General features: G+C 28.8%; 22 protein-coding genes and 1 tRNA gene. 5 read left to right on the plus strand and 18 right to left on the minus strand.

Annotation, left to right across the window (positions count from 1 at the left end):
- Positions 1–71: 71 nt before the first annotated feature.
- The 5 genes from VN21_RS01705 to gpr form a co-directional block, all read right to left on the minus strand.
- The gene (locus VN21_RS01705; RefSeq protein ID WP_046821745.1) at positions 72–1,403 is read right to left on the minus strand and encodes an APC family permease; all 1,332 of its coding nucleotides are present in this window, start codon (positions 1,401–1,403) and stop codon (positions 72–74) included.
- A gap of 259 nt (positions 1,404–1,662) precedes the next feature.
- Positions 1,663–3,468 carry a translation elongation factor 4 gene (gene lepA, locus VN21_RS01710; RefSeq protein WP_046821746.1) on the minus strand — a complete coding sequence of 602 codons (1,806 nt, stop codon included), beginning with the start codon at positions 3,466–3,468 and terminating at the stop codon, positions 1,663–1,665.
- 133 nt (positions 3,469–3,601) lie between these two features.
- Positions 3,602–3,859: a hypothetical protein gene (locus tag VN21_RS01715; RefSeq protein WP_046821747.1), complete on the minus strand. Its 258-nt coding sequence runs from the start codon at positions 3,857–3,859 to the stop codon at positions 3,602–3,604.
- Positions 3,860–3,868: 9 nt separating this feature from the next.
- Positions 3,869–4,840, minus strand: a complete 972-nt coding sequence (gene spoIIP, locus VN21_RS01720; RefSeq protein WP_046821748.1) for a stage II sporulation protein P — start codon at positions 4,838–4,840, stop codon at positions 3,869–3,871.
- Positions 4,841–4,852: 12 nt separating this feature from the next.
- Positions 4,853–5,809: a GPR endopeptidase gene (gpr, locus tag VN21_RS01725; protein ID WP_046821749.1), complete on the minus strand. Its 957-nt coding sequence runs from the start codon at positions 5,807–5,809 to the stop codon at positions 4,853–4,855.
- Between the two features lie 275 nt (positions 5,810–6,084).
- On the opposite strand from gpr, the gene rpsT reads away from it, so the two are divergent.
- On the plus strand, positions 6,085–6,351 hold the full coding sequence (rpsT, locus tag VN21_RS01730; RefSeq protein ID WP_021432084.1) for a 30S ribosomal protein S20: 267 nt from the start codon (positions 6,085–6,087) through the stop codon (positions 6,349–6,351).
- Between the two features lie 371 nt (positions 6,352–6,722).
- On the opposite strand, the gene holA is transcribed toward rpsT, so the two are convergent.
- The 4 genes from holA to VN21_RS01750 all read right to left on the minus strand — a co-directional run bounded on the left by holA (position 6,723) and on the right by VN21_RS01750 (position 11,152).
- On the minus strand, positions 6,723–7,754 hold the full coding sequence (holA, locus tag VN21_RS01735) for a DNA polymerase III subunit delta (protein ID WP_046821750.1): 1,032 nt from the start codon (positions 7,752–7,754) through the stop codon (positions 6,723–6,725).
- Entirely contained in the window at positions 7,708–8,994 is a 1,287-nt protein-coding gene (locus VN21_RS01740) for a ComEC/Rec2 family competence protein (protein WP_046821751.1), read from the minus strand. Before VN21_RS01740 ends, holA begins: the two co-directional genes overlap by 47 nt.
- Before the next feature lie 84 nt (positions 8,995–9,078).
- On the minus strand, positions 9,079–10,245 hold the full coding sequence (locus VN21_RS01745; protein ID WP_046821752.1) for a GNAT family N-acetyltransferase: 1,167 nt from the start codon (positions 10,243–10,245) through the stop codon (positions 9,079–9,081).
- Between the two features lies 1 nt (position 10,246).
- Entirely contained in the window at positions 10,247–11,152 is a 906-nt protein-coding gene (locus VN21_RS01750; RefSeq protein ID WP_046821753.1) for a DUF2156 domain-containing protein, read from the minus strand.
- 161 nt (positions 11,153–11,313) lie between these two features.
- Between VN21_RS01750 and VN21_RS01755 the strand changes: the two genes are divergently transcribed.
- Complete coding sequence (locus VN21_RS01755) at positions 11,314–12,138, plus strand: ComEC/Rec2 family competence protein (protein ID WP_052951948.1); 825 nt, start codon at positions 11,314–11,316, stop codon at positions 12,136–12,138.
- A 146-nt stretch (positions 12,139–12,284) separates the two neighbouring features.
- Here the strand turns inward: VN21_RS01755 and VN21_RS01760 are convergent, their stop codons facing one another.
- Positions 12,285–12,989, minus strand: coding sequence for a tRNA threonylcarbamoyladenosine dehydratase (locus tag VN21_RS01760; protein WP_046821754.1), 705 nt, complete (start codon positions 12,987–12,989; stop codon positions 12,285–12,287).
- A gap of 80 nt (positions 12,990–13,069) precedes the next feature.
- Between VN21_RS01760 and VN21_RS01765 the strand changes: the two genes are divergently transcribed.
- Positions 13,070–13,789 (plus strand): hypothetical protein, encoded by a 720-nt coding sequence (locus VN21_RS01765; protein ID WP_046821755.1) that lies wholly within the window; start codon positions 13,070–13,072, stop codon positions 13,787–13,789.
- A gap of 51 nt (positions 13,790–13,840) precedes the next feature.
- On the opposite strand, the gene VN21_RS01770 is transcribed toward VN21_RS01765, so the two are convergent.
- From VN21_RS01770 to VN21_RS01780, 3 genes are all read right to left on the minus strand, one after another.
- A tRNA-Sec gene (locus VN21_RS01770) sits at positions 13,841–13,937 on the minus strand.
- A gap of 195 nt (positions 13,938–14,132) precedes the next feature.
- A complete protein-coding gene (locus tag VN21_RS01775) occupies positions 14,133–14,807 on the minus strand; it encodes a uracil-DNA glycosylase (protein WP_046821756.1) in 675 nt (224 codons plus the stop codon).
- 14 nt (positions 14,808–14,821) lie between these two features.
- A complete protein-coding gene (locus VN21_RS01780) occupies positions 14,822–15,187 on the minus strand; it encodes a NusG domain II-containing protein (protein ID WP_046821757.1) in 366 nt (121 codons plus the stop codon).
- Positions 15,188–15,248: 61 nt separating this feature from the next.
- Here VN21_RS01780 and VN21_RS01785 point away from each other — a divergent pair, with 61 nt between their 5' ends.
- Complete coding sequence (locus tag VN21_RS01785; RefSeq protein ID WP_046821758.1) at positions 15,249–16,295, plus strand: FAD:protein FMN transferase; 1,047 nt, start codon at positions 15,249–15,251, stop codon at positions 16,293–16,295.
- A 127-nt stretch (positions 16,296–16,422) separates the two neighbouring features.
- On the opposite strand, the gene selB is transcribed toward VN21_RS01785, so the two are convergent.
- From selB to VN21_RS01805, 4 genes are read right to left on the minus strand one after another with little or no spacing between them, the layout of a single operon-like run.
- Positions 16,423–18,306: a selenocysteine-specific translation elongation factor gene (selB, locus tag VN21_RS01790; RefSeq protein ID WP_046821759.1), complete on the minus strand. Its 1,884-nt coding sequence runs from the start codon at positions 18,304–18,306 to the stop codon at positions 16,423–16,425.
- A 2-nt stretch (positions 18,307–18,308) separates the two neighbouring features.
- A complete protein-coding gene (selA, locus tag VN21_RS01795; protein ID WP_046821760.1) occupies positions 18,309–19,718 on the minus strand; it encodes an L-seryl-tRNA(Sec) selenium transferase in 1,410 nt (469 codons plus the stop codon).
- Positions 19,719–19,742: 24 nt separating this feature from the next.
- Entirely contained in the window at positions 19,743–20,789 is a 1,047-nt protein-coding gene (gene selD, locus VN21_RS01800; RefSeq protein ID WP_084821894.1) for a selenide, water dikinase SelD, read from the minus strand.
- A 55-nt stretch (positions 20,790–20,844) separates the two neighbouring features.
- A complete protein-coding gene (locus VN21_RS01805) occupies positions 20,845–21,546 on the minus strand; it encodes a helix-hairpin-helix domain-containing protein (protein WP_046821762.1) in 702 nt (233 codons plus the stop codon).
- 77 nt (positions 21,547–21,623) lie between these two features.
- On the opposite strand from VN21_RS01805, the gene VN21_RS01810 reads away from it, so the two are divergent.
- Entirely contained in the window at positions 21,624–22,967 is a 1,344-nt protein-coding gene (locus tag VN21_RS01810) for a D-alanyl-D-alanine carboxypeptidase family protein (RefSeq protein ID WP_046821763.1), read from the plus strand.
- A gap of 26 nt (positions 22,968–22,993) precedes the next feature.
- Here the strand turns inward: VN21_RS01810 and sdaAA are convergent, their stop codons facing one another.
- Positions 22,994–23,872, minus strand: a complete 879-nt coding sequence (gene sdaAA / locus VN21_RS01815; RefSeq protein ID WP_046821764.1) for an L-serine ammonia-lyase, iron-sulfur-dependent, subunit alpha — start codon at positions 23,870–23,872, stop codon at positions 22,994–22,996.
- Positions 23,873–23,892 lie beyond the last annotated feature (20 nt).

Below are 23,892 nucleotides of genomic sequence, written 5' to 3' on the forward strand. Positions count from 1 at the left end.
ATAATCTCCTTAAGCACAAAAAAGAGATAGTAAAATTACTATCTCTTTTTTATCTATTTTAAAATAATTAATTAATTATTTTTTTGCTTTTTTGACATTACTGAGTAAACTGGTAACCCTATAGCTGTAACTATTAATCCACCAGCAGCTACTAAAGTATTATTCATTAATTGGTTAACTATAACGAATAATCCACCAGCTATTGCTATTAATGGTATTATTGGGTATAAAGGCACTCTGTATGGTCTTTCTAAGTTTGGTTGATCTTTTCTTAACTTCATTACTCCTATGAAAGTTAATACATAGAACACCCATATTATGAATATTGTTAAATCTGTTAATAAGTTGAATTGTCCTGATAATGCATATAAGCAAGCAAGTATTGCCATTAAGAATATTGCATTTGATGGAACTCCACCTTTATTTAACTTACATAATGCTTTACTTCCTGGTAATGTACCTTCACAAGCTAATGCGTAAGATACTCTAGGTCCAGTTAATAAGTATCCATTTAATCCACCGAATACAGATATTAATATACCAACTGTTACTATTTTACCACCCATTGGTCCAAATATTCTTTCTGCAACTAACGATGCTGGAGCACTTACTGTTGCCATTTCACTAGCTGGTACAACCCATAAGTAAGCTAAGTTTATAACTACATAAACAGCCATAACTATTGATAAACCACCAACTATAGCTTTTGGTAAGTCTTTACCTGGGTTTTTCATTTCTCCTGCTATAGAACCAACATTTATCCATCCATCATATGCGAATAATGCTGCTATTAAAACTTGACCTAAAACAGCTCCCATAGATAAGTTTTCACCTATGAATGGAGTTGTTATAGAGTTATCTCCTGATCCATTTATAAATCCGAATACTATTATAACAGCTAATGGTATTAATTTACATATAGTTGCTACAGTTTGTATTGTTCCACCTAATTTAGATCCTACTGTATTTAATACTGCTAAAAATAATATAATTCCTAAGGCTATTGGTAATACAACTGCCATATTAGTTTCACTTTGACCTATTAAAGTAGCTGCTTGTTGAGCAAATATTACACCTAATGCTGCTGCTGTCGCTGGGAAGAATAATACCGCTTGCATCCACCCTGTTAAAAATCCTAATCTGTCTCCATATATCTCTTTGATATATATCATCATGCCACCAGTTTTTGGTATTGCTGCAGATACCTCCGCTGCTGTAAGTCCAGCTGCTATTGTTATAACCCCAGCTATAACCCATGCTAACATACCTAATCCTGGTGCTCCACCTGTTGCTGAATATATAGCTTGAGGTTTAAAGAATACCCCTCCACCTATAACCATACCAACAACTGTAGAAAGCGCTGCGGAAAAACCTAAAGTTTTTTGAAGTCCTTTGTTGCTCATCGTTTTCCTCCTTATATTTTTGCTTTATTAAAATGTCCAATATGAATATTACTACATTTTTTTATAAATAACAATACATTTCGACACTTTTATTTTTTTTTTTACAGCACTTTAAATAAATTTATTTATTTTATAATTTAGGATAACCATTCCCTCTTTATTTCATTAAATTTTAGTTAGTTTTTATACTAAATTTTCTACATTTTTCGATCATTTCTACAAAAAAAATGAAGGTAAAATTCCCTTCATTTTATAATAATTAGCTATCTAATTTTAATACAGACATAAATGCTTTTTGCGGAACTTCTACTGATCCAATTTGTCTCATACGTTTCTTACCTTCTTTTTGTTTTTCAAGAAGTTTTTTCTTACGTGATATATCTCCACCATAACACTTAGCAAGAACATCTTTTCTAAGTGCACTTATAGTTTCTCTAGCCATTACCTTATTACCAACTGCAGCTTGTATAGGCACTGGGAATTGGTGTCTAGGTATTTCACCTTTTAATTTTTCACACATTGATTTCCCTCTTGAGTAAGCTTTACTTTCATGAACTATAAAGCTAAGTGCATCAACTTGTTCTTTGTTTATTAATATATCTAATTTTACAAGCTTAGAAGGAACATAATCCTTTAACTCGTAATCTAATGATCCGTATCCTCTTGTTCTAGACTTTAGGGCATCGAAGAAATCATAAACAACTTCATTAAGTGGAAGATCATAGTGAAGCATTACTCTTTTTTCATCTATGTATTCCATATTTATCATATCTCCACGTCTCTCTTGGCAAAGTTCCATAACTGTACCTACATAGTCTTTAGGAACTATTATATCACCTTTTACCATTGGCTCTTCTATCATTTGTATCTCATCACGTTCTGGTAAGTTTGCTGGATTTTGTACCATAACTAATTCCCCATCAGTTTTTGTTACTTTATATATAACAGATGGCGCTGTAGTTATTATGTCTAAATCGAATTCTCTTTCTAATCTCTCCTGGATTATCTCCATATGTAGTAGTCCTAAGAATCCACATCTAAATCCAAATCCTAATGCTGCTGAACTTTCAGCTTCAAATTCAAGAGCTGCATCATTAACTTGTAATTTCTCTAAAGCATCTCTTACGTTCTCGTACTTTTCCCCTTCACCTGGATATATACCGCAGTAAACCATTGGAGTCGCCTTTTTATATCCTGGCATTGGATCATCAGTTGGGTTATTAGCATCAGTTATTGTATCACCAACACAACAACTTCTTATGTCTTTTATACTTGCTGCAATATATCCAACATCTCCAGCGCTTAACTCGTCTAATTCTCTTTGTCCTGGAGCCATAACACCAACTTCAGTTACTTCAAATTTTTTGTTAGTGTTCATCATTTTTATAGTCATACCTTTTTTAACTGTTCCCTCATATACTCTAACGTATGCTACAACCCCTTTATATGCATCATAATATGAATCAAATATTAATGCTTTTAACGGAGCTTCTTTATCACCTTGTGGTGATGGAACATTCTTAACTATAGCTTCTAGTACATCTTCTATATTTAATCCACTTTTAGCTGATATAAGTGGAGCTTCACTTGCATCAAGCCCTATTATATCCTCTATTTCTGTTTTTATTTCATCTGGTCTTGCACTTGGTAAATCTATTTTATTTATAACTGGTAATATTTCTAAATCTTGATCTATTGCCAAATAAACATTGGCTAATGTCTGAGCTTCAACACCTTGTGCTGCATCTACTACAAGTAATGCCCCTTCACAAGCTGCTAAACTTCTTGAAACCTCATAGTTGAAGTCTACGTGTCCTGGAGTATCTATTAAGTTTAAGTAATACTCTTCTCCGTCCTTAGCCTTATAAACTAATCTAATATTTTGAAGCTTTATAGTGATTCCTCTTTCTCTTTCAAGATCCATGTTATCTAGTAACTGATCTTTCATCTCTCTTTCACTAACAAGTCCTGTATGTTGAATTAATCTATCTGCTAAGGTAGACTTTCCATGGTCTATATGTGCTATTATACTAAAATTTCTCGTTCTACTTTGTTTGCTGTCCACCTTTTATTCCTCCTTTTTATTATTATCATAACTTTTATTTTATAATATATCCGCAATTATGTAAATATTGATACAACAATTTAAATAAAGGTTCTTAAAATAATATTAGGGCTATCGTATCGATAACCCTAATTTATCTTAAATTATTAAGTTTACTTATTTTTTCTTCTACATCTTTTACAGTTTTCATAAATGAACCATTTAAGTTCTCTATGAAAACTTCTATGTTATACTTATCTATTTTCCCTATCATAAGTGTAGCCTCTTTATCTACTAAAAATATGCATCCGCTTATTATACAAACCATAGTTAATATAAATATCCCTCTATATATAGGCCTTCTAGATAGTTTTTTAATTTTTTCTTCTTTTTTACGTTCTATTCGGCTCATAGTTCTATCCTACATACCTTTTTGTTTTAAAAATTCATCTATTACTTCTCCAATATATTTAACCGATGCCTGAGCTTCTTCCTTTGTATTCGCATTTCCTCCTACTTCTAGTAACAATGGTTTGTCTGACTTATATTGATTGAATTTTGCTTTTGGCTTTTTAACTACTGGTCTTGTTATTCCTGGGTATTTACTTTCTGCAAATGCTGTAATTTCTTTTGCTAATTGTAAATTGCTAGAATAGTTTTCACTTTTCTCACCTACAACAAATAAAAATTTAGCAACATTTTCTCCGTTTATTTTAGTTGTACATGCATCATGAAAATCTTTTTTAGCTTTTTCAGTAGTTATATCTCTACCATCTCTATGTAAGTCTATTATTACATCAATACTTTTATATTTTTCCTGCATTGTTTCTATAGTTTTTAAACTTCTACTATATGCACCTGTAAACTCTGGCATATCATGGTAAGTAGTATTATGAACTACAGATCTTCCTCTTTTAGCTAATTCTTGAGTTAAAAGTGCTCCAATTTCTAAAGTAGCATTTTCTTTATCATAAGAGTGATAATTTCCAGTTGGAGAATTTACATAAGTTTCGCCTCCATGAGTATGATATATAAGAATTTGAGGCTGATCTTTAGTTACTAAAACATTATCTACATATTTACTGCTTGTAGATGCTGCTTCTGTAGTTTTTTCATTGTTTGAAGAATCATCAACTTTAGGAACATTCTCTTCTCCTACATACATTTTTACAAATTCATCATCTTTATTTGTAGATTTATTTTCTGATTCGTTATCTATTTTCCTTGCTCCTTTTTCATTTTCAGATTTAGGTGTATCTACCTTAGTCTCTGGATAGCTTGTATTTATAAGAAATTTTAAAAACTCATCTTCACTTAGTGCATACGACGTCTTAAAAAATAACCCACATATAACACAGGTTACAATCCCAAGACTAGCAACTTTTTTTCTCATATTATATCCTCCTTAATTTACAATTCTCCCAGGATGAAGCGATCTATTTAAGCCTTCACTTATTATCACTGCTAAATTTTCAATCGTATCATCTATATCTTTTGGTGTAACTATTAAATTTTTATCATATGGTTCTAATGATTCTCTTATAAAATGATATTTTTCTTCTTCTTTTAACTCTTTTAACATGTTGTAAAAATCTTTGCTTTCTTTGGATTGTTCCATAAGATTATCAATTGCAAGATCAAGTACATCACTAGTTAATGTCGCAGCATCAACTACTGTGGGAACTCCTATAGCTATTACATCTACCCCTAAATAGTCTTTATTTAATGCTTTTCGTTTATTACCAACCCCACCTCCAGGTGAAATTCCAGCTGTTGAAATTTGTATTGTAGAGTTTACTCTTTCCATTTTTCTTGAAGCTAGAGCATCTATTGCTATAACTCTATCAGGCTTTATCATATCAACTATTGATTTTACTATCTCGCTTGTCTCTATACCTGTAATTCCCATTACCCCCGGACTAAGTCCTGCAACTTCTGTAAAATCATCATCATATTCTTTGTTGTAGTTTTTAAATATATGTCTAGTTACTAGAGTTTTAGAAACAGCTTTCGGTCCTAATGCATCTGATGTTATATTCCAGTTACCAAGCCCTATAACTAATGTCTTTTTAGTTTTATCAGTTCCAAGTATATCTATTAGTTCATCTTTTAAATATTCAGTTACCTGCTCTCTAGATTCATCATCATCATATTTCATTAACTTACTTTCTATAGTCGTGTAAACCCCTATCCCCTTGTTCATAATTTGAGATCCTTGTTCATCTAATACTTCAACTTTAGTTACAATACAATCATCTAATTCTTTTGTATCTATTTTAACTCCAGGTATATTACTTCCATCATTACCTTGTTCATATATTTCTCTAGCTTCTAGAGCTAAATCAGTTCTTAAACTTATCATAAAACTTCCTCCATTTTAAAAGTTTAAATTTAATCATACTAAACATTGTTAACAAATTTTATAATTTTATAACCAAATAAATTTAATTTAATTTTTTTTAGAATAATTAATTTGTAGGTTGTAAAATATTTTGATTTGGGTTATAATCTAAAAAGTCAAATGGAAAGATATTAAAAAAGTTAATAATAATTATCCTTGATTTTTAGATTTATTTCTGTTAAAATCTAATATGTTGACGATGAATAATATAAACTACTCACGAGGGGGTGAACCAGATGGCAAACATAAAATCAGCAAAGAAAAGAATAAAAGTTATCGAGAAGAAAACTGCTTTAAACAGAGCTAGAAAATCTCAAATAAAAACTGCAATAAGAAAGTTCGAAGAAGCTGTTACTGCAGGAAACAGAGAAGAGGCTGCTGCTAGATTCCAATACGCTCAAAAGAGAATATCTCAAGTAGCTTCTAAAGGAACTATACACAAGAACGCTGCAGCTAGAAAAGTAGCTAAGTTAGCTCAAAAGTTAAACGGAATGAACGCTTAATTCCCGTTTAAAATAGATATTGACCCTTGATTTTAATCAAGGGTCTTTTTCTGTTTAATTTAAAAACTACGCATAAAAAATTCGCTTCGCTCATGTCGCCAACGACTCCGTCCGTTGCTCAAAATGTCATTTTTTACTTTCACCAAAACATTTGTATCACTATATTACATAAGTTACCCACAAAATTTAATTAAGTATAATTTCCTTAAGCGTAAAAAATAAGGAATTACCCAAATTCTAGATTAATAGTAAACTAGTTAAGTATTATTTAAGAATTTACCCTATACTTTAATTATCTTCAAAGTTTCATATGGATAAATTTTTAAATAATACTAAAACTAACTGTCTATTAAATATATTTGAACAATTCCTTATTGACAATACTTACTTACGAGTATCTCTACTGCTAAATTATCTTTCATTAGCCCATTCTTTATTTTAAAATCACTTTCTAATATAAAATTCAACATATCGACTACAGCTTCATCTGCAAATAACCTACCTTGTTTTAAGGCCTTAGCAACTACAAATGGATGTGCTGATAATTTTTCAGCTATAACTTTAGATGAATACCCTTGATTTTGTAATTGCCTTGCCTGCATCACTAATTTAAATTGCTTTGAAACCATAGCAAATATACCAAGAACAGATTCACCTTCTAAAATCATATCAGTTACTATTTTCATTGCATGTGATGAATTTTTATTTCCAATCTCATCAATTAGTTTAAATATATCATTTTCAACTTTCTTTTGAGATAATTTATCAATAATAGCTTTTGTTACATTATTTCCTTTACCTACAAATGAAGCTATTTTATTTATTTCGTTTTCTAAATCAGATAATGTCTTTTCACTGTTTTTATCTCTATATCCTTCTTGCTCTATAAAATACATGATTTCAGAATCATTTATATACACTTCATTTTGCTTAAACCTATTCTTTACCCATTTGAATAAATCCATATCACTTAACTTATCACAATGATTAACTATTCCAACTTTATTAATTTTTTTAACTAAACTTTTTCTTTTGTCTACATCTCCATAAACTAGAAAAACTATAACCGTTGTGCTAGGAACTTTTTCAATATATTCTACAAGCTCACTTTCATCACTATCTGAAAAGTTTTTTTTCTTTCCCTTTAGTAATTCAAAATCTTTTATTATTAAAATTTTCTTCTCATCCATAAATGGAAGTGTTTCTGCATTGCTTAAAATTTGATCTAATGTCAGTTCTTTTCCATCAAGGATATCTAGGTTAAAATCTATCATACTTTCATTTAAACTTCTTTTACAAGTTTTTATTACATTTTCTATTAAATAAAACTCTCTTCCATAAAAAAGATATACATTTTTAAATTCGTTGTTGTTCATGCTCTTGATGATATCCTTGTAATTCATTTCTTTGCTCCTTTATCGTTTTTATTTCTTTATATATCATAAAACTTCCTATTAAAATGTAATATACAATAACTAAAATTTTATTAGAATTTTCAAATTCAATAAAGCTTCCATTTATATTATATAAAAATTCTAATGTCATATATACAAAATCAATTATGCTTGTGTTAATCCCAACCATTATTTTAGTTAAAATCAAACTAAGCGGCAATACTATAGCACTTAAAATGCTAATGTATATAACTATACTTAAAAGTGGTACAACTACTATATTACTAACTATACATGCAATAGATATATTTTTAAAATATAAATATACTATTGGAGATGTTAATATATTAGCTGCTAAAGTAAGAGATAATGTCTTAACTTTTATTTTTTCATTTATATAACCATAGAAGTATATTATAGACAATGTTGCAAGAAAAGACAATTGGAAACTTATATTATAAATCACATAAGGATTATTTATTATTAAGGAAATACCTACAATAGACAGGTTATTTATACTATCTGACCTTTTTTCTACAAAAATTGCCAAATAAGATATCAAGCTGCAAACTATAGCTCTTATTATGGACGGAGATTGCCCAACCATAATACTGTAGCTCCACAGTATAAGAGCTAAAAAAGTAAATTTAAGCAAATTATTTATTTTACCAAAGCTAAACCCAATTATAGTTATAAATATACTTACATGAAGTCCTGATAAAGCTAAAATATGACTTACTCCAGTTTTAGAAAAAATTTCATTTGCTTCTGAATCTATCCCTTCTTTTTCACCTAAAATTATCGAATTTATAAATTTAGATTTATCTTTATATAAATACTTTATTGTTTTACTTATTTTATCTTTTATATTAAACAATTTGATATAAATAAAATTATCTCCAATAATTTTATAATCATTTATTTCTACAATTCCTTTATACCCTTTACTCTTTAGATACCTATTATAATCAAATATTTCACCCTTAAAGTTTTCATATTTTTTTAACTTCCCTTTAAATCTTATAATTTGACCTGGCTTTATCTCTACTTTGGTAGAATAGTCATTTATTAAATAATCTTCAATCTGGTATTGGACATAATTATTTTTATTTACTTTATTCTTAACTAGTCCTTCTAATTCCATGGTACAATTTTTATCATTTTTATAATCTTCATTTGAATAATAATTTGTAACAACAAAGCTTATGCTTATCATTATACAAAACACTATAAATATCGGCCTTCTCATAAAAATCTCCTAGACGTACTTTTCTTAAATTATGTACATATAGGATTTTTTAAATCAAAAAAGGAAAAAGTAAGTACTTTTTCCTTATACGTATTCATTTATATAATTTTCTTTTTTATTAAATATAGAATTTAGTAAGTCTATTGCCTTTTTATTTTTATCTGTTAACTCAATATTTTCTACAAATAAAATTTGATTTATATCAGTATACTCAAAAGCTATTTGACTTAAATGGTTTATACTTAATTTAAAGTCAGCTTCACGATTACTTTTCTTAGCTACAATTTTATTATTTAAAATCTTAACTTCAAAAACATTATCATTTTCTTTTATTTGATTATCATCAATTTTTATATATACACTATCTAAATCTTCATGCTCTGTATAAATATCATTCAAGAAGTCTTCAACATTTATAACTCTTCCCATCATAAATGGTTTTAAACTTAGCTCATTATCCTTTAAATTTGGCAATATAAATCTTATACTATCTGTAATAGGAGACATTACTTTTATATTTTTACATTGAGTGTTATGATTGAAAATAAATTTTAACATCGACTTTAAAGAATTTATATTCTTATAACATATTTCTCTTATAAACATAGTATCTCCCATAATGAAATATATTATATATCCATCATAGCCATTACCTTTATGTATATAAATATGTCCATTTTCACATTTTATTTCTTTAAATAAATTTTCATAATAAAATCTATCTCGAACAACATATCCATTACATTTAGATAAAAAGTCATTATAAATATCAATCATATATTCTATATGACTTTCATTTATTTTTTCAAAGTCTCCATTTATTTTAAATTGTTTTAGTCCGTCTATATCGAGTTTATATTCTAATTGATCATAGCAATGTTCATATCCATACTTTTTATATAATCTATAGTCTATAGGCATAAGCAGCGAAACCACTTGTCCTTTTTTATAAAGTTCATTTAATGAAAAGTCCATCATATCCTTCATGTACCCTTTCCCTCTTGCATTTGGGAATGTAGAAACCCCTACTACGTATGATGTATCGTAAACTTTTTCATTTAACTTTATTTTATATTGATTTAATTGTAGAGAAGACTTAAGTTCGTTATCTTCTTTAACAATTACAGTATTTTCCGGCTTATACTTGTTGTTAAAGTAATAGTCAACAAATGATTCTTCATCTCCAAAACAATAATTCCAAATATTTTTTAAATCCTCTAAATCTTCACCCTTAGCATATCTTATATCCATTTTAGGCCTCCATAACCGTATACTTTTCTACAAATTTACATGGATGATATGAAAGCTTAGCTTTTCTAAGTCCTTCAATCCCTAGGTCTTCTTCTCTATTTACAAACTCTACATTTTCAAATTCATGCACTAAAAATTGTTGATTTATATATTGATATAATCCTCTGATTTCTGGATTAGCTTTTTCAATGTGAATAAGTGCCATATCTTCATTTATATATTCACCTATAGTAAATGCTTCTAATTTATTGTCTATATATACTCCAGCTACTTTAACTTCTTCTTCTAATACATCATAATTATCAAATATTTTTTTAATTCCTATAAATTCATCATCTATGCCATCATCTACATCGCCTTGTTCAGCTTTATTGCTAGCCCATTCTTTTAAAAGTTCTATACATTGATCAAAATCTTTTTTCCCTAATTTCTTATATTCAAATCTTCCTTCATATTCTTTTAAGAAATAATTTAGATGATTTCTTTTCTTTTGATTTTTTCTTCCCTTTAATGTTCTTAGAGCCTCTGCATCATATACATAGTCAAAGTAATCTCTTTCCTCTATATATTTAAACTTTCCTGGATAATCTTTTTGAAGCAATTCAACAACATCTTTTGTAACAGCCCTTAAATAAATTTGATGGTCTTCATGTTTGAAGTAATTAACCATAAACTCTAAAGCTTCATGTATTTTATCTTTTTTAGCTAATGGAAGTACAGAAAATCTATCTCCTTCATATTCTCCAACAATTAAAGCAAAATCATCATTTACATAATAACTAGTTTTATAAACATGTCTCCACATATATAAAGTAGTAAAACAATATTCACATGCTTCGTAATCAACATGATGGAAAAAAGGTTTTAATTCTTCATATGCATTTATATCAATTTCTTTAAAAATCATAAATAACTCTCCTTTTGATGCTTATATATTAATTTATATACCCAACTTTACCGTTCATTTGAATTAATTTTAAGTTTAAAGTCTAAACTAATAAATAATGTTTTATTTATTAATATTATCTTTATTTATTCAATATAAACAGGTAATGATTGGAGTATGTAATGAAAAAAATCATATGTTTAACATTTATTATAATAACACTTTTGGTTGGTTGTGGCAAAAAAACGCTCCTATCAGTACATATAATAGATGTAGGTCAAGGTGACAGTATATTAATTCAAACTCCAAATAAAACTAATATATTAGTTGATGGAGGCGATGAAGATAGCTCTCTCATTATAAAAAAGTTTTTAAAATCTAAAAAAGTAAAAAATATAGATTTCGTTATAGCTACTCATCCAGATACTGACCATATAGGAAGTTTAGATGCTATTATTGATAAATTTGAAATTTCTAAAGTTTATCTTCCAAATAAAGAAGTAAATAGTGATTCATACTACAATCTAATTCAATCTTGTAGCATGAAAAATATTAATCCTCAATTCCTCGAAAAGGGAAATATCATAAATTTAGACAATAACATAAAATTAACTGTCTTAAATCCTTCTTATACCCATTTAGATAATAACTCAAACTCTATCGTGTTCAAATTAGACTATGGTAAAAAATCATTTTTGTTTACAGGTGACTGTACGTTGGAAAATGAGGAAGAAATATTAAACAGTTTTAATTTGAGTAATATAAACTTTTTAAAAGTGGCTCATCACGGTAGTAAAAGCTCTTCAGGTGAAAATTTTATAAACACTATAACTCCTGATGTCGCAGTTATATCTTGTGGGTATGATAACGAATATGGACATCCACATAAAGAAACTTTACTTAATTTATCAAAAGCAAACACAAAAGTATACAGAACAGATAAACAAGGGCATCTATCCTTTTACAGTGACGGAAATACCATAACCACCTCATCCCCACCTAAATAGTAAAGTAAATAAAAAAAGTGATTGAACCTTACCAAAGTGTCAATGATTAATTCAACCGCCATTTACAGGCGAGATTTTAAAGCCTGTATGAAGGTGAATTAATTTTTGACACTTTGCACTTAGCTACAATCACTTTTTTACTTAGTTTACTTTATTAAATCATTTACTACTACAGACGCTATTGTAAGCCCTCCTACTGAAGGTACAAACGATATACTTCCTGGTGTTATTTTCTTTCCATTCATAATTTTTTCTTTTAACTCTACAGGTTGTTCTGTTGAATAAACAACCTTTAATTTTTTTATCTTTCTATCTCTTAATTCTTTTCTCATAACTTTAGCAAGTGGACACATTTGAGTTTTATATATATCCGTAACTACTATTTTTGTAGGATCTAACTTATTTCCCATACCCATAGAACTTATTATATTTAAATTCTTTTTAACACAAGTTTCTATCAAATGAATTTTAGAAGTAACCATGTCTATAGCATCTATAACATAATCATATTCTTCGCATAATATTTCTTCACTATTTTCAGCTGTATATTTTGCTCTTATTGCTTTTATATCTATATTTGGGTTTATATCTAAAATTCTATCTTTCATAACATCAACCTTATATTTTCCTACAGTTGAGTGAAGTGCTGGTATTTGTCTATTTATATTAGTTATGTCTACATCATCAAAGTCTACAATAGTCATCTTGCCTACACCAGCTCTAGCTATAGCCTCTGCAGCAAAACTTCCTACTCCTCCAACTCCAAATACAATTACATTTGAATTTTGTAATTTTTCAATTCCTTCATTTCCGATTATAAGACCTGTTCTAGTTTTAAAATGTTTGTTCATGCTTTAAATATCTCCTTGTGTAATTTTTTTCATGTGCAAGAATATAATTTAATATCGATTATACAAATAGGGGTGATGCTTTGAAAAAATTAATTAACTTTCTATTTTATATACTTATAATAAATGTATTGGTTTCATTGCTTTTAATACTCGACGTAAGTTCTTCTAAAAATAATATCCATTCAGATATTATAGAATCCCTATCTAATAACGATAATTATAATTTGATTGTTCAGATTTTAAAAGATACTAATAAAGAAGATTTTATAAGATATATAGATTATATGCAACTCGATATTCATAAAAATTTAGAAAATGGTCCAAATAAATATATAGCATTCTCTATAAGATTGCCTCAAAATAAGTCTTTTATATCATTTTATATAAAAAATGAAGATCATACTTACTCATTTGATTCAATTGTAGATAATTTAGATGACATAAATGAATTTTATTTTTATAAAGATTTTTTAGTAGTTGAGCAAAAGTGTGAGGATGAAACTACATACTCAAATGATAAAAAATTTATAGAGATATTTTATCAAGAAGGACTTAAATATTCATCTAAACTAAAAAAAGATCTATATTTCGAAAAAATAGATTTAAAAAGTAGTGATAAAATTAAAGTATCTGGAAGTATGGACTTTCTAGACGACTACCCTCCCCAAATACTATATGTCTCAACAATCTCATCAAATGATAATTCCTTTTCTAAAGACATTTCAAAAGAATTATATATATGGGATAATGACCTTAAACAATTTACAATGAGCCAAAAAGAAAATTTTGATGATAATTAAGTTATTAAAAGCAAAAAAAGAACTTCTATACAGAAGTTCTTTTCATTTAATTGGCGGGAGTGCGTGGGAATCGAACCCACCCAAGAAGCTCTTAACCCCTCATACTAGTTTTGAAGACTAGAGGGCACACCAGCACCCATCCACCCCCATATGGGATGTCCTCTCACTTACAAACTTATATTACCATATATTTTTTTTTGATGCAACTGTTTTTAGCAAACATTTTCATATTTTTACAATTTTCTATATAATTTAACTTTAATTTTTGTAAATTTTAATTTTTTTAACCTTAAAAAATAAAATCCTTTCACATATTAAAAGGATTTTATTTTTATTATATATTTTATATATTTGGAATTTGCCAGTCTATAGGCTCTTTTCCTAATTTAATTAAGATATCATTAACCTGAGAAAATGGTTTAGATCCAAAAAATCCTCTACTAGCTGATAGTGGACTTGGATGTGCAGATTCTATTATGTAATGTTTATTTGTATCTATTAACTTTTTCTTACTTCTTGCATTATTTCCCCATAAAACAAATATCACAGGATCTTCTCTCAAGTTTAAAGTCTCTATTATATGGTCTGTGAAAGTCTCCCATCCTTTTCCTTTATGAGAGTTAGCTTCATGAGCTCTAACTGTAAGTGCTGTATTTAATAGTAATACACCTTGTTTTGTCCAAGGAACTAAAAATCCATTATTAGGTATAAAACATTCAAATTCTGAGTTTAATTCTTTGTACATATTTAATAAAGACGGAGGTGTTTTTACTCCAGGCTTTACCGAAAATGCAAGCCCATGAGCTTGATTTTCTCCATGATAAGGATCTTGCCCTAAGATTAGTACTTTAGTATCTTTATATGATGTATATTTCAATGCATTAAATATGTCATGCATATCAGGATATATAATATTATTTTTATATTCCTCTTTTAAAAATTCTCTTAATTTTAAATAATATGGTTTTTCAAATTCACCTTTTAATATTTCATCCCAATCGTTTCCTATGTTAACCATTTCTTCACCTACTTTTAATTTGCTATTGTGTCTATATCATTTTTTTCATTACTGATTATTTTTATACTTACCTTATTAGGTATACATACTATATTTTTATTAGACTTATCTATAAAACCAGTTTTCACACATACTTTATCTGGGCATGATGCATCTACGACTTCAACGCCTTTATCATGAATTTTAATCTTGTTAAATCCAGAATCTGTTTTTATAGTTATATCTTCAGTTGCATCAATAGGAATTTCCTTATATACTTTATTATCTAAATATATAACTATTTTTTCACCTTCGTCTTGGTTTTTGAAAAAGCTAAAACTTATCCAAACCCCTATTATGATTAAAACTGATAAAATAAGAAAAAAATCGTTTTTCTTCATTTTTAGCCTCCAAGCATTTATAATATAATTAAATATATCATAAATATAAAGGGGAAACAGCATGAAAAATAAAAAACTTATACTTTATATAGCAATTTTATCAATTTTAGCTATATTTTCATTTTTAATCTTTAGTCAAAAAATTAATACATATTCAAAAACTATGTACTACCTAGGTACTGTTAATGAAGTTACACTATATACTAAAGCTAATGAAAAAGAAGCTAATGAGATATTAAATAATTGTGAACGTATAATAAAAGACATGGATAATAAAATGAATCCATCTACATTATCTAGTGATGTTTACAAAATTAATGAAAATGCCGGTAATTCTTACACTAAAGTATCTCCAGATACTTTTAAAGTTATAAAATCAGCTATACACTTTTCAGATTTATCAGGTGGACACTTTGATGCTTCAGTTGGTTCGTTAGTTCAACTATGGAATATAGGAAATGAAAAAGCCAGAGTTCCTAGCCAAGATGAAATAAATTCAGTTTTACCTACAATAAATTACAAAAACATAACTTTAGATGAGAAAAATAATAGTGTAATGCTAAAACATGAAGGTACAAAGTTAGACTTGGGTGGAATTGCAAAAGGTTATGCTGCTGATAAAGTGGTTAAGTATCTTAAAACACAAAAAATTGAAGGATCTATAGTAAACCTAGGTGGAAACATTTTTACAATTGGGTCTAAGGATGGTAAAAATAAATTTAATATAGGAGTTCAAGACCCAACTAAGCCTAGAGGAAATGCTATAGGAAGTATATTAACAACAGATAACTCAGTAGTTACATCAGGCATTTATGAAAGATATATAGAAAAAGATGGGAAAATTTATCACCATATACTAAGCCCTAAAACTGGGTATCCTGTTGAAAATGAACTTAACAGTGTAACTATAGTCTCAAACAATTCAATGAATTGTGATGCACTATCTACTACAGCTTTTTCACTTGGAACTAAAGGAGGAATTAAATTAATAGAATCTTTACCAAACACAGAAGCAATATTTATAACAAAAGACAAGAAAATATACTTAACTCCAGGTCTTAAAGATTCATTTAACCTTAAAGACTCAACCTTCACCATCCAAAATTAAAAAAAAGTAAGTAGTCAGGCAAAGCTTGATATGTAATTGTTTTCGAAGCACTTAAAGACCGAGATTTTTAGGTCTTTGTGCAAAGAAAACAACTACATATCAAGTAAGCCACCACTACTTACTTTTTTTAAAATAATACTCTTTTATTTTCAACTCTTTTTGTAATCTTATTTCTATCAAAATCTTCTAATATTATCATACAGTTTTTTCTACTTGAATTAACTAAATCTCTATAATCACCTAATGTTATTTCTTTATTTTCTTCTAAATACTTTATAAGCTTTTCTTTAGCATTGTTATATACTTTTGAAGACATTAAATAACTATCCTCAATTCTTACAACAGTATTTCCTATTAAAGATTCTAACACTTCTTCGTATTCTTTTTTATTGTTAGTTATATCTTCAATTGTATAAATATTATTTAGGCCTGCATTGTTTAATATTTTCTCTATCTCATTTTTTATTTTTGTTTGCTTTTCGTTAAATACAACATTAAATTTCTTTAGTGAAACAAAATTACCATTAACTTTTATAAACTCATCATTTATAAATAAATCTAGTAAAATATCAAAATCTCTTGTTTTAAATTTACTTTCAACTTTAGATCTAACTTCTTCTTTTAACATACCCTCTCTTAATCTAAACTTCTTGTGGTATGCTTGAAGTTCACTTTCTGCTTTTTCTTTTAAAGTGTTATATTGGTTTATATGCATATACATATTGTTTATACATATAACTTTTTCTTGTCCAATAAGCTTTTCTAATGATTTCTTTATATTATCTTCACTCTCACCACTATAACTCATAATTTCTTTTATATTAGGATAGTTTCTAGAGTTGTTTTTTAAGTAAGCTTCTAATATATCTGAAAGCTCTCCTTTTTCCTTTATTTTAAGAGCTTCTATTACATTAGCGTCAAATCTCTTATGTTTTCTTGGATTAGTATCTATAACTATACCTCCACCTATCGTTTCCATAGGAGAATATCTTCTTACGACAAACTTATCACCTTTTTTTGCAACTATACTTTCTTCAAGTCTAAGTTGAACTAAACCACTTTCTCCTGGCATTATTTCTTCTACTTCTAACGGTACTGCTCTACAAAGTATTTCTCTAGTACCATGGTAAAGTCTTAATCTATCCCAGTGTTTAAGTCCCGCATCTGTATGTTTAACAATACTTAATCTAACATCTAACATCATTGCTTCTTCTAGTGAATGAGGCGACGCTAGCACATCTCCCCTGTTAATCTCTTCAACCTTTACATTAGATATGTTTATAGCCGTTCTTTGTCCCGCGTAAGCTGTTTCAACACTTTCTCCATGAACTTGTATACTTCTTATCTTTGTTTTAAGTTCCTTTGGATATATTACTAGATCATCATCTATACTTATTTTACCTTCTATTAAAGTCCCTGTTACAACTGTACCAAACCCTTTTATAGAAAATACTCTATCTATATTGAGTCTAGCTGGAGTTTCTAAGTCTTTATCTTCTATTTCATCAGTCATTTTATCAATTTTGTTGATAAGCTCATCTAAACCTTTTTTAGATATAGAATCCACTTCTATAATTTCTGCATCTTCTAAAAATGTTCCTTTGACTTTTTCTCTTATATCCTCTTTTACTAACTCTCTGAAGTCTTCTTCCACAGTGTCACTTTTAGTTAAGACTATCATTCCTTTTTTTATATTTAAAAATGTTAAAATATCCATATGTTCTACAGTTTGAGGCATAACCCCTTCATCCGCTGCAACAACTAATAAAACCATATCAAGTCCAGATGCTCCTGCTAACATATTTTTTATAAATTTTTCATGCCCAGGAACATCTACAATCCCTGCTCTTTTATTACTTGGTAAGTCAAAGTAAGTAAATCCTAAATTTATAGATATACCTCTTTTCTTTTCTTCCGCTAATGTGTCTGTTTCTCTTCCTGTAAGTGCTTTTATAAGAGTTGTTTTACCGTGGTCTATATGTCCAGCTGTTCCTATTATTACATTTTTCATATTTAACCTCCTATTAAAGCTTTTTCTAATTCATTTTTCACAATTTCAAATTCATCTTCAAATATAGTTCTTGCATCTAACACATACTTATCATCATAGACTCTAGCTATAATATGAGCATCACTTAACCTAAGTGTCTTTTCTAATGTTGAAACATTTATATTTTTAGGAGTTATAGCTATAACTTTAGAATCTATAGTTTCTAAAGGCATAGATCCCCCTCCAACTTGAGATAGCCCATCTTCAATTGTTATATTTGCATATTTATCTAAGTGTTTTATTCTTTCATATAAGTTGTTAGCTTTTTCTTCTAATTCATCCATTGTATAGGTTAACATTTTTAATGTTGGAATTTCTTTTCTTGCTTTTTCTTCGTCTAAGTACATTCTTAATGTAGCTTCTAATGCACATATAGTTAGTTTATCTACTCTTAAAGCTCTTGTAAGTTGATTCTTTTTCATTTTTTCAATATATTCTTTTTTACCAACTATAATACCTGCTTGAGGCCCACCTAGCATCTTATCTCCACTAAAAGTAACTACATCTGCACCTTTTCTAATAGAATCTAATACTGTTGGCTCATAACTTAATCCATACTTAGATATATCTAAGAAAACACCACTACCTAAATCCTCAATTACAGGTAACTCATGTTTTTTGCCTATCTCACATAGTTCATCTACATCCACACTTTGTGTAAATCCAAGTATTCTATAATTACTTGTGTGAACTTTCATAAGAACTTTAGTATTTTCATTTATTGCTTCTTCATAATCTTTTAAATGAGTTTTATTAGTTGAACCAACTTCAACTAGGTCAGCTCCACTTAACGCCATTATGCTAGGTATTCTAAAAGAGCCCCCAACTTCAACTAACTCACCTCTAGATACTATAGCTTCCCCACCTTTTGCCATAGTGCTTAATACCAGTAGTACAGCTGCTGCATTATTGTTAACTACTAATACATCTTCAGCCCCAGTCAATCGTTTTATAGTATCTGTTAAATGGGTATATCTTGAACCCCTTTGTCCTTTATCTATATCATATTCCAAGTTTGAATATCTAGATGCCGCTTCCCAAAGCTCATCTTTTATACTTTCACTAAGAAGTGATCTTCCTAGATTTGTATGAAGTACTGTTCCTGTAGCATTTATCACTTTCTTTAATGATAATGAGTATTTTAAATTACATTTATTAATTGTGTTTCTCACTACTTCATCTATAGTTATATCAAACTTATCAAAATTTTCCTCTTTTAATTCTACTATTTCGCTTCTTTTTTCTTCTATAGATTCTCTTATACCTTCAAGTAAAATATTTCTTGGATATTCATTTAACGCATTTATTATCATTTCTTGGTTTAACATCTCATCTACTGAAGGTAATTGAGCAAATAATTCTCTTTTATTCATTAAAGTTCCTCTCCCCTTAAGTCATTACTTTACCGTTATATACTTTTCTTTTTTATCTACAACAGTTCCTATTATTTTAGCTTCTATAGACCCATTCTTCTTCATATCTTCTACTAATATATCTGCTAGATCACTTTCTACAGAAATAAGTAATCCTCCTGATGTTTGAGGGTCATATAATATATCTTCCATAGCTTCTTCTATGTTTTCTAATTTAACATCACTTGATATATATTGTTTATTTCTATACATACCAGCTGGTATTATTCCCATTTTAGCCATGTCAATAGCACCATTTAATATAGGAATCTCATTAGCATTTAGCTCTATACTAACTTCTGATGCTTTTGCCATTTCTAGTGCATGTCCTAAAAGTCCAAATCCTGTTATATCTGTAACTGAGTTTACCTTTATATTATCAAAGCTCATAGCTGCATATTTATTTAAATGAACCATAGTTTCAACTACGATTTTAGAAGTTTCTTCATCTACTAAACCTTCTTTCATAGCAGTATTTAATATTCCTACTCCTATAGGCTTAGTTATAACTAATTTATCCCCTACTTTTGCAGTTGCATTAGATAAAACTTTATCAGGATGTACTGTTCCTGATACTGATAGACCATATTTAGGTTCTTTATCATCAACAGTGTGCCCTCCAACTAATAAAGCTCCACTTTCTTTTACCTTATCCATTCCACCTTTTAATATTTCTGCTAGTACATTCATATCATGACATGCTGGGAAACATACTATGTTCATGGCAACTAAAGGCTTTCCTCCCATAGCATAAACATCTGATAATGAATTAGATGCTGCTATTTGTCCAAATATGTACGGATCATCTATCATTGGAGTAAAAAAATCTAAAGTTTGAATTAAAGCTGTTTCATCATTTAATTTATAAACAGCCGCATCATCTGAAGTTTCAAGTCCAACTAATAAATTTTCTTTTTTATCCGATGTATTTTTAGGTAATTGAGATAATACCGATGCCAGTACCTCTGGCCCTATTTTAGCGGCTCACCCTCCTGAAGTTGTCATATCTGTAAGTCTTTTCATCATTTCCATAATTATGTCTCCTTTCTTTAAAGCATTACATAACTAATAATATCATAATTAGCATTTATTGAATACAGATATAATCCTTCAAATCATTAAATTTATTTTCTCCTATACCTTTAACATTTTTTATTTCATCAATTGATTTAAACTCCTTATTTTCTTCTCTATAATCTAGTATTTTTTGTGCGGTAACATCTCCAACTCCAGGTAATGAATCTAAATCTTCTTTAGATGCACTATTTATGTTTATTTTTTTATCGTCACCTTCAGTGATATTATTACCATCATTGTTATTATTTTCAACATTGTCATTTGAATCATTAAGTGCTATTTCTTCACCTTGTTTAGGTATTATATAATGCCCCTCATCCTTAACTTTCATAGCTAAATTAATTCTATTTGTGTCAGCTTCATCAGTGAGTCCATCACAAAGCTTTACGCCTTCCATTAATCTTTCATTACTTTTTAGTTCTACAACTCCAGGAGAATTTACAGCTCCACTTATATAAATACTAATTTTTTTAGTCATATTTTCAGTTTTATCAACAGTTTTTACATCTTCAATATTTTCTATTTTTGAGAAATCCCCTTTATCATTATCATTTTTTTCAACATCATTATTTTCTAAAGTGGATTTTTCACTTTCCGCACCACTTACAACATAAGAATCATTTTTTTCTATAAATTTATTATTTTTAATTAAAAAAACTGAACTTATGGCAATAATTACTATTATAATAATAAATTTTTTCTTCTGTTTCATTTTATCACTCCTTCAAATTTGATTATTGACATAAATATGTTATACTAAAATATAAGTTTACAATCGGAGGACAAAAAATGTTTAAAAAAGTATCAGTATTATTATCATTCATAATAACTTTTGTTAATTTATTTGCATTTGGTAATATTTCATTCGCAGAAACACCACCTCCTAATATATCTGCTCAATATGCAGTTTTAATGGATTATACAAGTGGAAAAGTTTTATATGAAAAAAATTCTAATGCAAATTTATACCCCGCATCTACAACTAAAATGTGGACTGCCTACCTTACGTTAAAATATGCTAAAAACCTAGATGAGGTTGTAACTGTTGGTAATATAGGAACTGTAGGTGGAACAAGTATGTATTTAGTTCCAGGGGAGCAAGTTACAGTTAGGCAACTATTAGAAGGTTTACTTTTAGTTTCTGGAAATGATGCAGCTGTTGTTTTAGCTCAACATATTAGTGGATCTATACCAGAATTTGCAAATTTAATGAACGAAGAAGCTAAAAAGATAGGTGCTAAGAATACTCATTTCCATAATCCAAATGGATTACCTGACCCTGAACATCACACATCAGCTTATGATATGGCTTTAATGGCAAGAGAAGCAATGAACAATGAAGATTTTAGAAACATAGTAAATAAAAAAACGATAAAGGTACCAGCTACGAATTTATCACCAGAAAGAACATTAATTAATACAAATAAATTTTTAACAGGAACTACTACTATTCCTTACAAGGGTCAAAATACAGATATTAAGTATGACATAGTAGATGGTATAAAAACTGGATATACAGATGACGCTGGTAAATGTCTACTTTCTAGTGCCAAAAAAGATGGTATGAGATTAGTTGCTGCTGTATTTAAAGCAGATGGCGAACCTAACTTATATACAGATAGTAGAACTCTTTTAGATTATGGATTTGATAATTTCAAATCTGAAAAAGTGATTGAGAAAAATGATTTTATAGACTCTAAGTTTATATGGTATGCAAAGGGTAGAAAGTTAGAATACGAACCTAAGTATAGCTATTATACAGTTATCAATACAGGTGAAACTACGCCTACATTTGAAGCTAAAGCTAATTTAAGTGACATAGCCCTTCCAATAAAAAAAGGGGATACTGTAGGTACATTAGATATTTATAAGGATAAAGGAAAAAATCCTGTTGCCAATGTTCCTCTAATAGCTCAAAATGATGTTACAAATGTATTTTCATCAATATTAAACAATCAAATATTAAAAAGCTTCCCATCAATTATAATTGGTGGAATTTTAATAGTTGTACTTTTCATTGTATTAGTTTTGGTCAAGAAAAAAATAAGAAGAAATAAAAGAAGAAAAAATATATATGTAAAGAAAAAAAGTAATATTTATTCAAATAAAAAGAATCGAAGAAGAAGACATTAAAAAAAGAGGCTAATAGCCTCTTTTTATTATCCGAATATTTTCTTAGTTAAGCAGTTTCCTGTACAAGTAGCAGCAACCCCACCTAATGCAGTTTCTCTTAACTCCATTGGAAGACCTCTACCAACTCTATACATAGCTTCAACAGTTTCATCAAATGGTATTATATTTAATATTCCAGCTAAACAAAGTTCTGCAGATATTAAAGCATTTGCAACACCTATAGCATTTCTTCCTTGACAAGGAACTTCAACAAGACCTGCTATTGGATCACAAACTAATCCCATTACATTTTGTAAACAGTGAGATGCAGCAGAAACAGCAGCTTCTACACTTCCACCCATTAATTCAACTATACCAGCAGCACTCATTGCAGCTGCAGCACCAGTTTCAGCTTGGCATCCACCTTCAGCTCCCGCAACAGTTGCATTTCTAGTTATTATAGCTCCTATAGCTGATGCTGTAAATAATGCATCTAACATTTCATCATCACTGAATCCATATTCTTTACCTATAGTAACTATAGCTCCTGGTAATATACCACAAGAACCAGCTGTAGGTGCAGCAACTATAAGACCCATAGAAGCATTTACTTCCATTGTTCCCATTGCAGCAGCTAAAGCTTTATTCATTAGTCCACCACAAACTGTTTTTTGAGTGTTTCTGTGATTTTCTAATTTTTTAGCTTCTCCACCTATTAGACCTCCAACAGATTTTATATCTTCTGTTACAGCTCTTTCAGTAGCTTTTTTCATTATATCTAAACTAACAGCCATTTTTTCTCTTACTTCTTCTTTAGAAAGTCCGCTTAATTCAGCTTCTCTTTCTAAACATAATTGACCTATAGTCATGTTTAGGTCTTTACATTTTTCTATTAATTCTGCTCCGCTTGTAAAGTTGTATTTCATATTCTGTCACCCTTCCTTAC

The organism is Paraclostridium benzoelyticum, from assembly GCF_001006285.1.
Taxonomy (GTDB): domain Bacteria; phylum Bacillota; class Clostridia; order Peptostreptococcales; family Peptostreptococcaceae; genus Paraclostridium; species Paraclostridium benzoelyticum.

Coding starts and splice junctions, on each gene's coding strand:
- VN21_RS01755 (WP_052951948.1), top strand. CDS start 11,314: ATGAAAAAAATCATATGTTTAACATTTATTATAATAACACTTTTGGTT.
- holA (WP_046821750.1), bottom strand. CDS start 7,754: ATGAATTACAAGGATATCATCAAGAGCATGAACAACAACGAATTTAAA.
- VN21_RS01745 (WP_046821752.1), bottom strand. CDS start 10,245: ATGGATATAAGATATGCTAAGGGTGAAGATTTAGAGGATTTAAAAAAT.
- rpsT (WP_021432084.1), top strand. CDS start 6,085: ATGGCAAACATAAAATCAGCAAAGAAAAGAATAAAAGTTATCGAGAAG.
- VN21_RS01780 (WP_046821757.1), bottom strand. CDS start 15,187: ATGAAGAAAAACGATTTTTTTCTTATTTTATCAGTTTTAATCATAATA.
- VN21_RS01785 (WP_046821758.1), top strand. CDS start 15,249: ATGAAAAATAAAAAACTTATACTTTATATAGCAATTTTATCAATTTTA.
- VN21_RS01760 (WP_046821754.1), bottom strand. CDS start 12,989: ATGAACAAACATTTTAAAACTAGAACAGGTCTTATAATCGGAAATGAA.
- VN21_RS01750 (WP_046821753.1), bottom strand. CDS start 11,152: ATGATTTTTAAAGAAATTGATATAAATGCATATGAAGAATTAAAACCT.
- VN21_RS01740 (WP_046821751.1), bottom strand. CDS start 8,994: ATGAGAAGGCCGATATTTATAGTGTTTTGTATAATGATAAGCATAAGC.
- VN21_RS01805 (WP_046821762.1), bottom strand. CDS start 21,546: ATGAAACAGAAGAAAAAATTTATTATTATAATAGTAATTATTGCCATA.
- VN21_RS01775 (WP_046821756.1), bottom strand. CDS start 14,807: ATGGTTAACATAGGAAACGATTGGGATGAAATATTAAAAGGTGAATTT.
- spoIIP (WP_046821748.1), bottom strand. CDS start 4,840: ATGAGAAAAAAAGTTGCTAGTCTTGGGATTGTAACCTGTGTTATATGT.
- sdaAA (WP_046821764.1), bottom strand. CDS start 23,872: ATGAAATACAACTTTACAAGCGGAGCAGAATTAATAGAAAAATGTAAA.
- VN21_RS01810 (WP_046821763.1), top strand. CDS start 21,624: ATGTTTAAAAAAGTATCAGTATTATTATCATTCATAATAACTTTTGTT.
- gpr (WP_046821749.1), bottom strand. CDS start 5,809: ATGATAAGTTTAAGAACTGATTTAGCTCTAGAAGCTAGAGAAATATAT.
- VN21_RS01715 (WP_046821747.1), bottom strand. CDS start 3,859: ATGAGCCGAATAGAACGTAAAAAAGAAGAAAAAATTAAAAAACTATCT.
- selA (WP_046821760.1), bottom strand. CDS start 19,718: ATGAATAAAAGAGAATTATTTGCTCAATTACCTTCAGTAGATGAGATG.
- selB (WP_046821759.1), bottom strand. CDS start 18,306: ATGAAAAATGTAATAATAGGAACAGCTGGACATATAGACCACGGTAAA.
- VN21_RS01705 (WP_046821745.1), bottom strand. CDS start 1,403: ATGAGCAACAAAGGACTTCAAAAAACTTTAGGTTTTTCCGCAGCGCTT.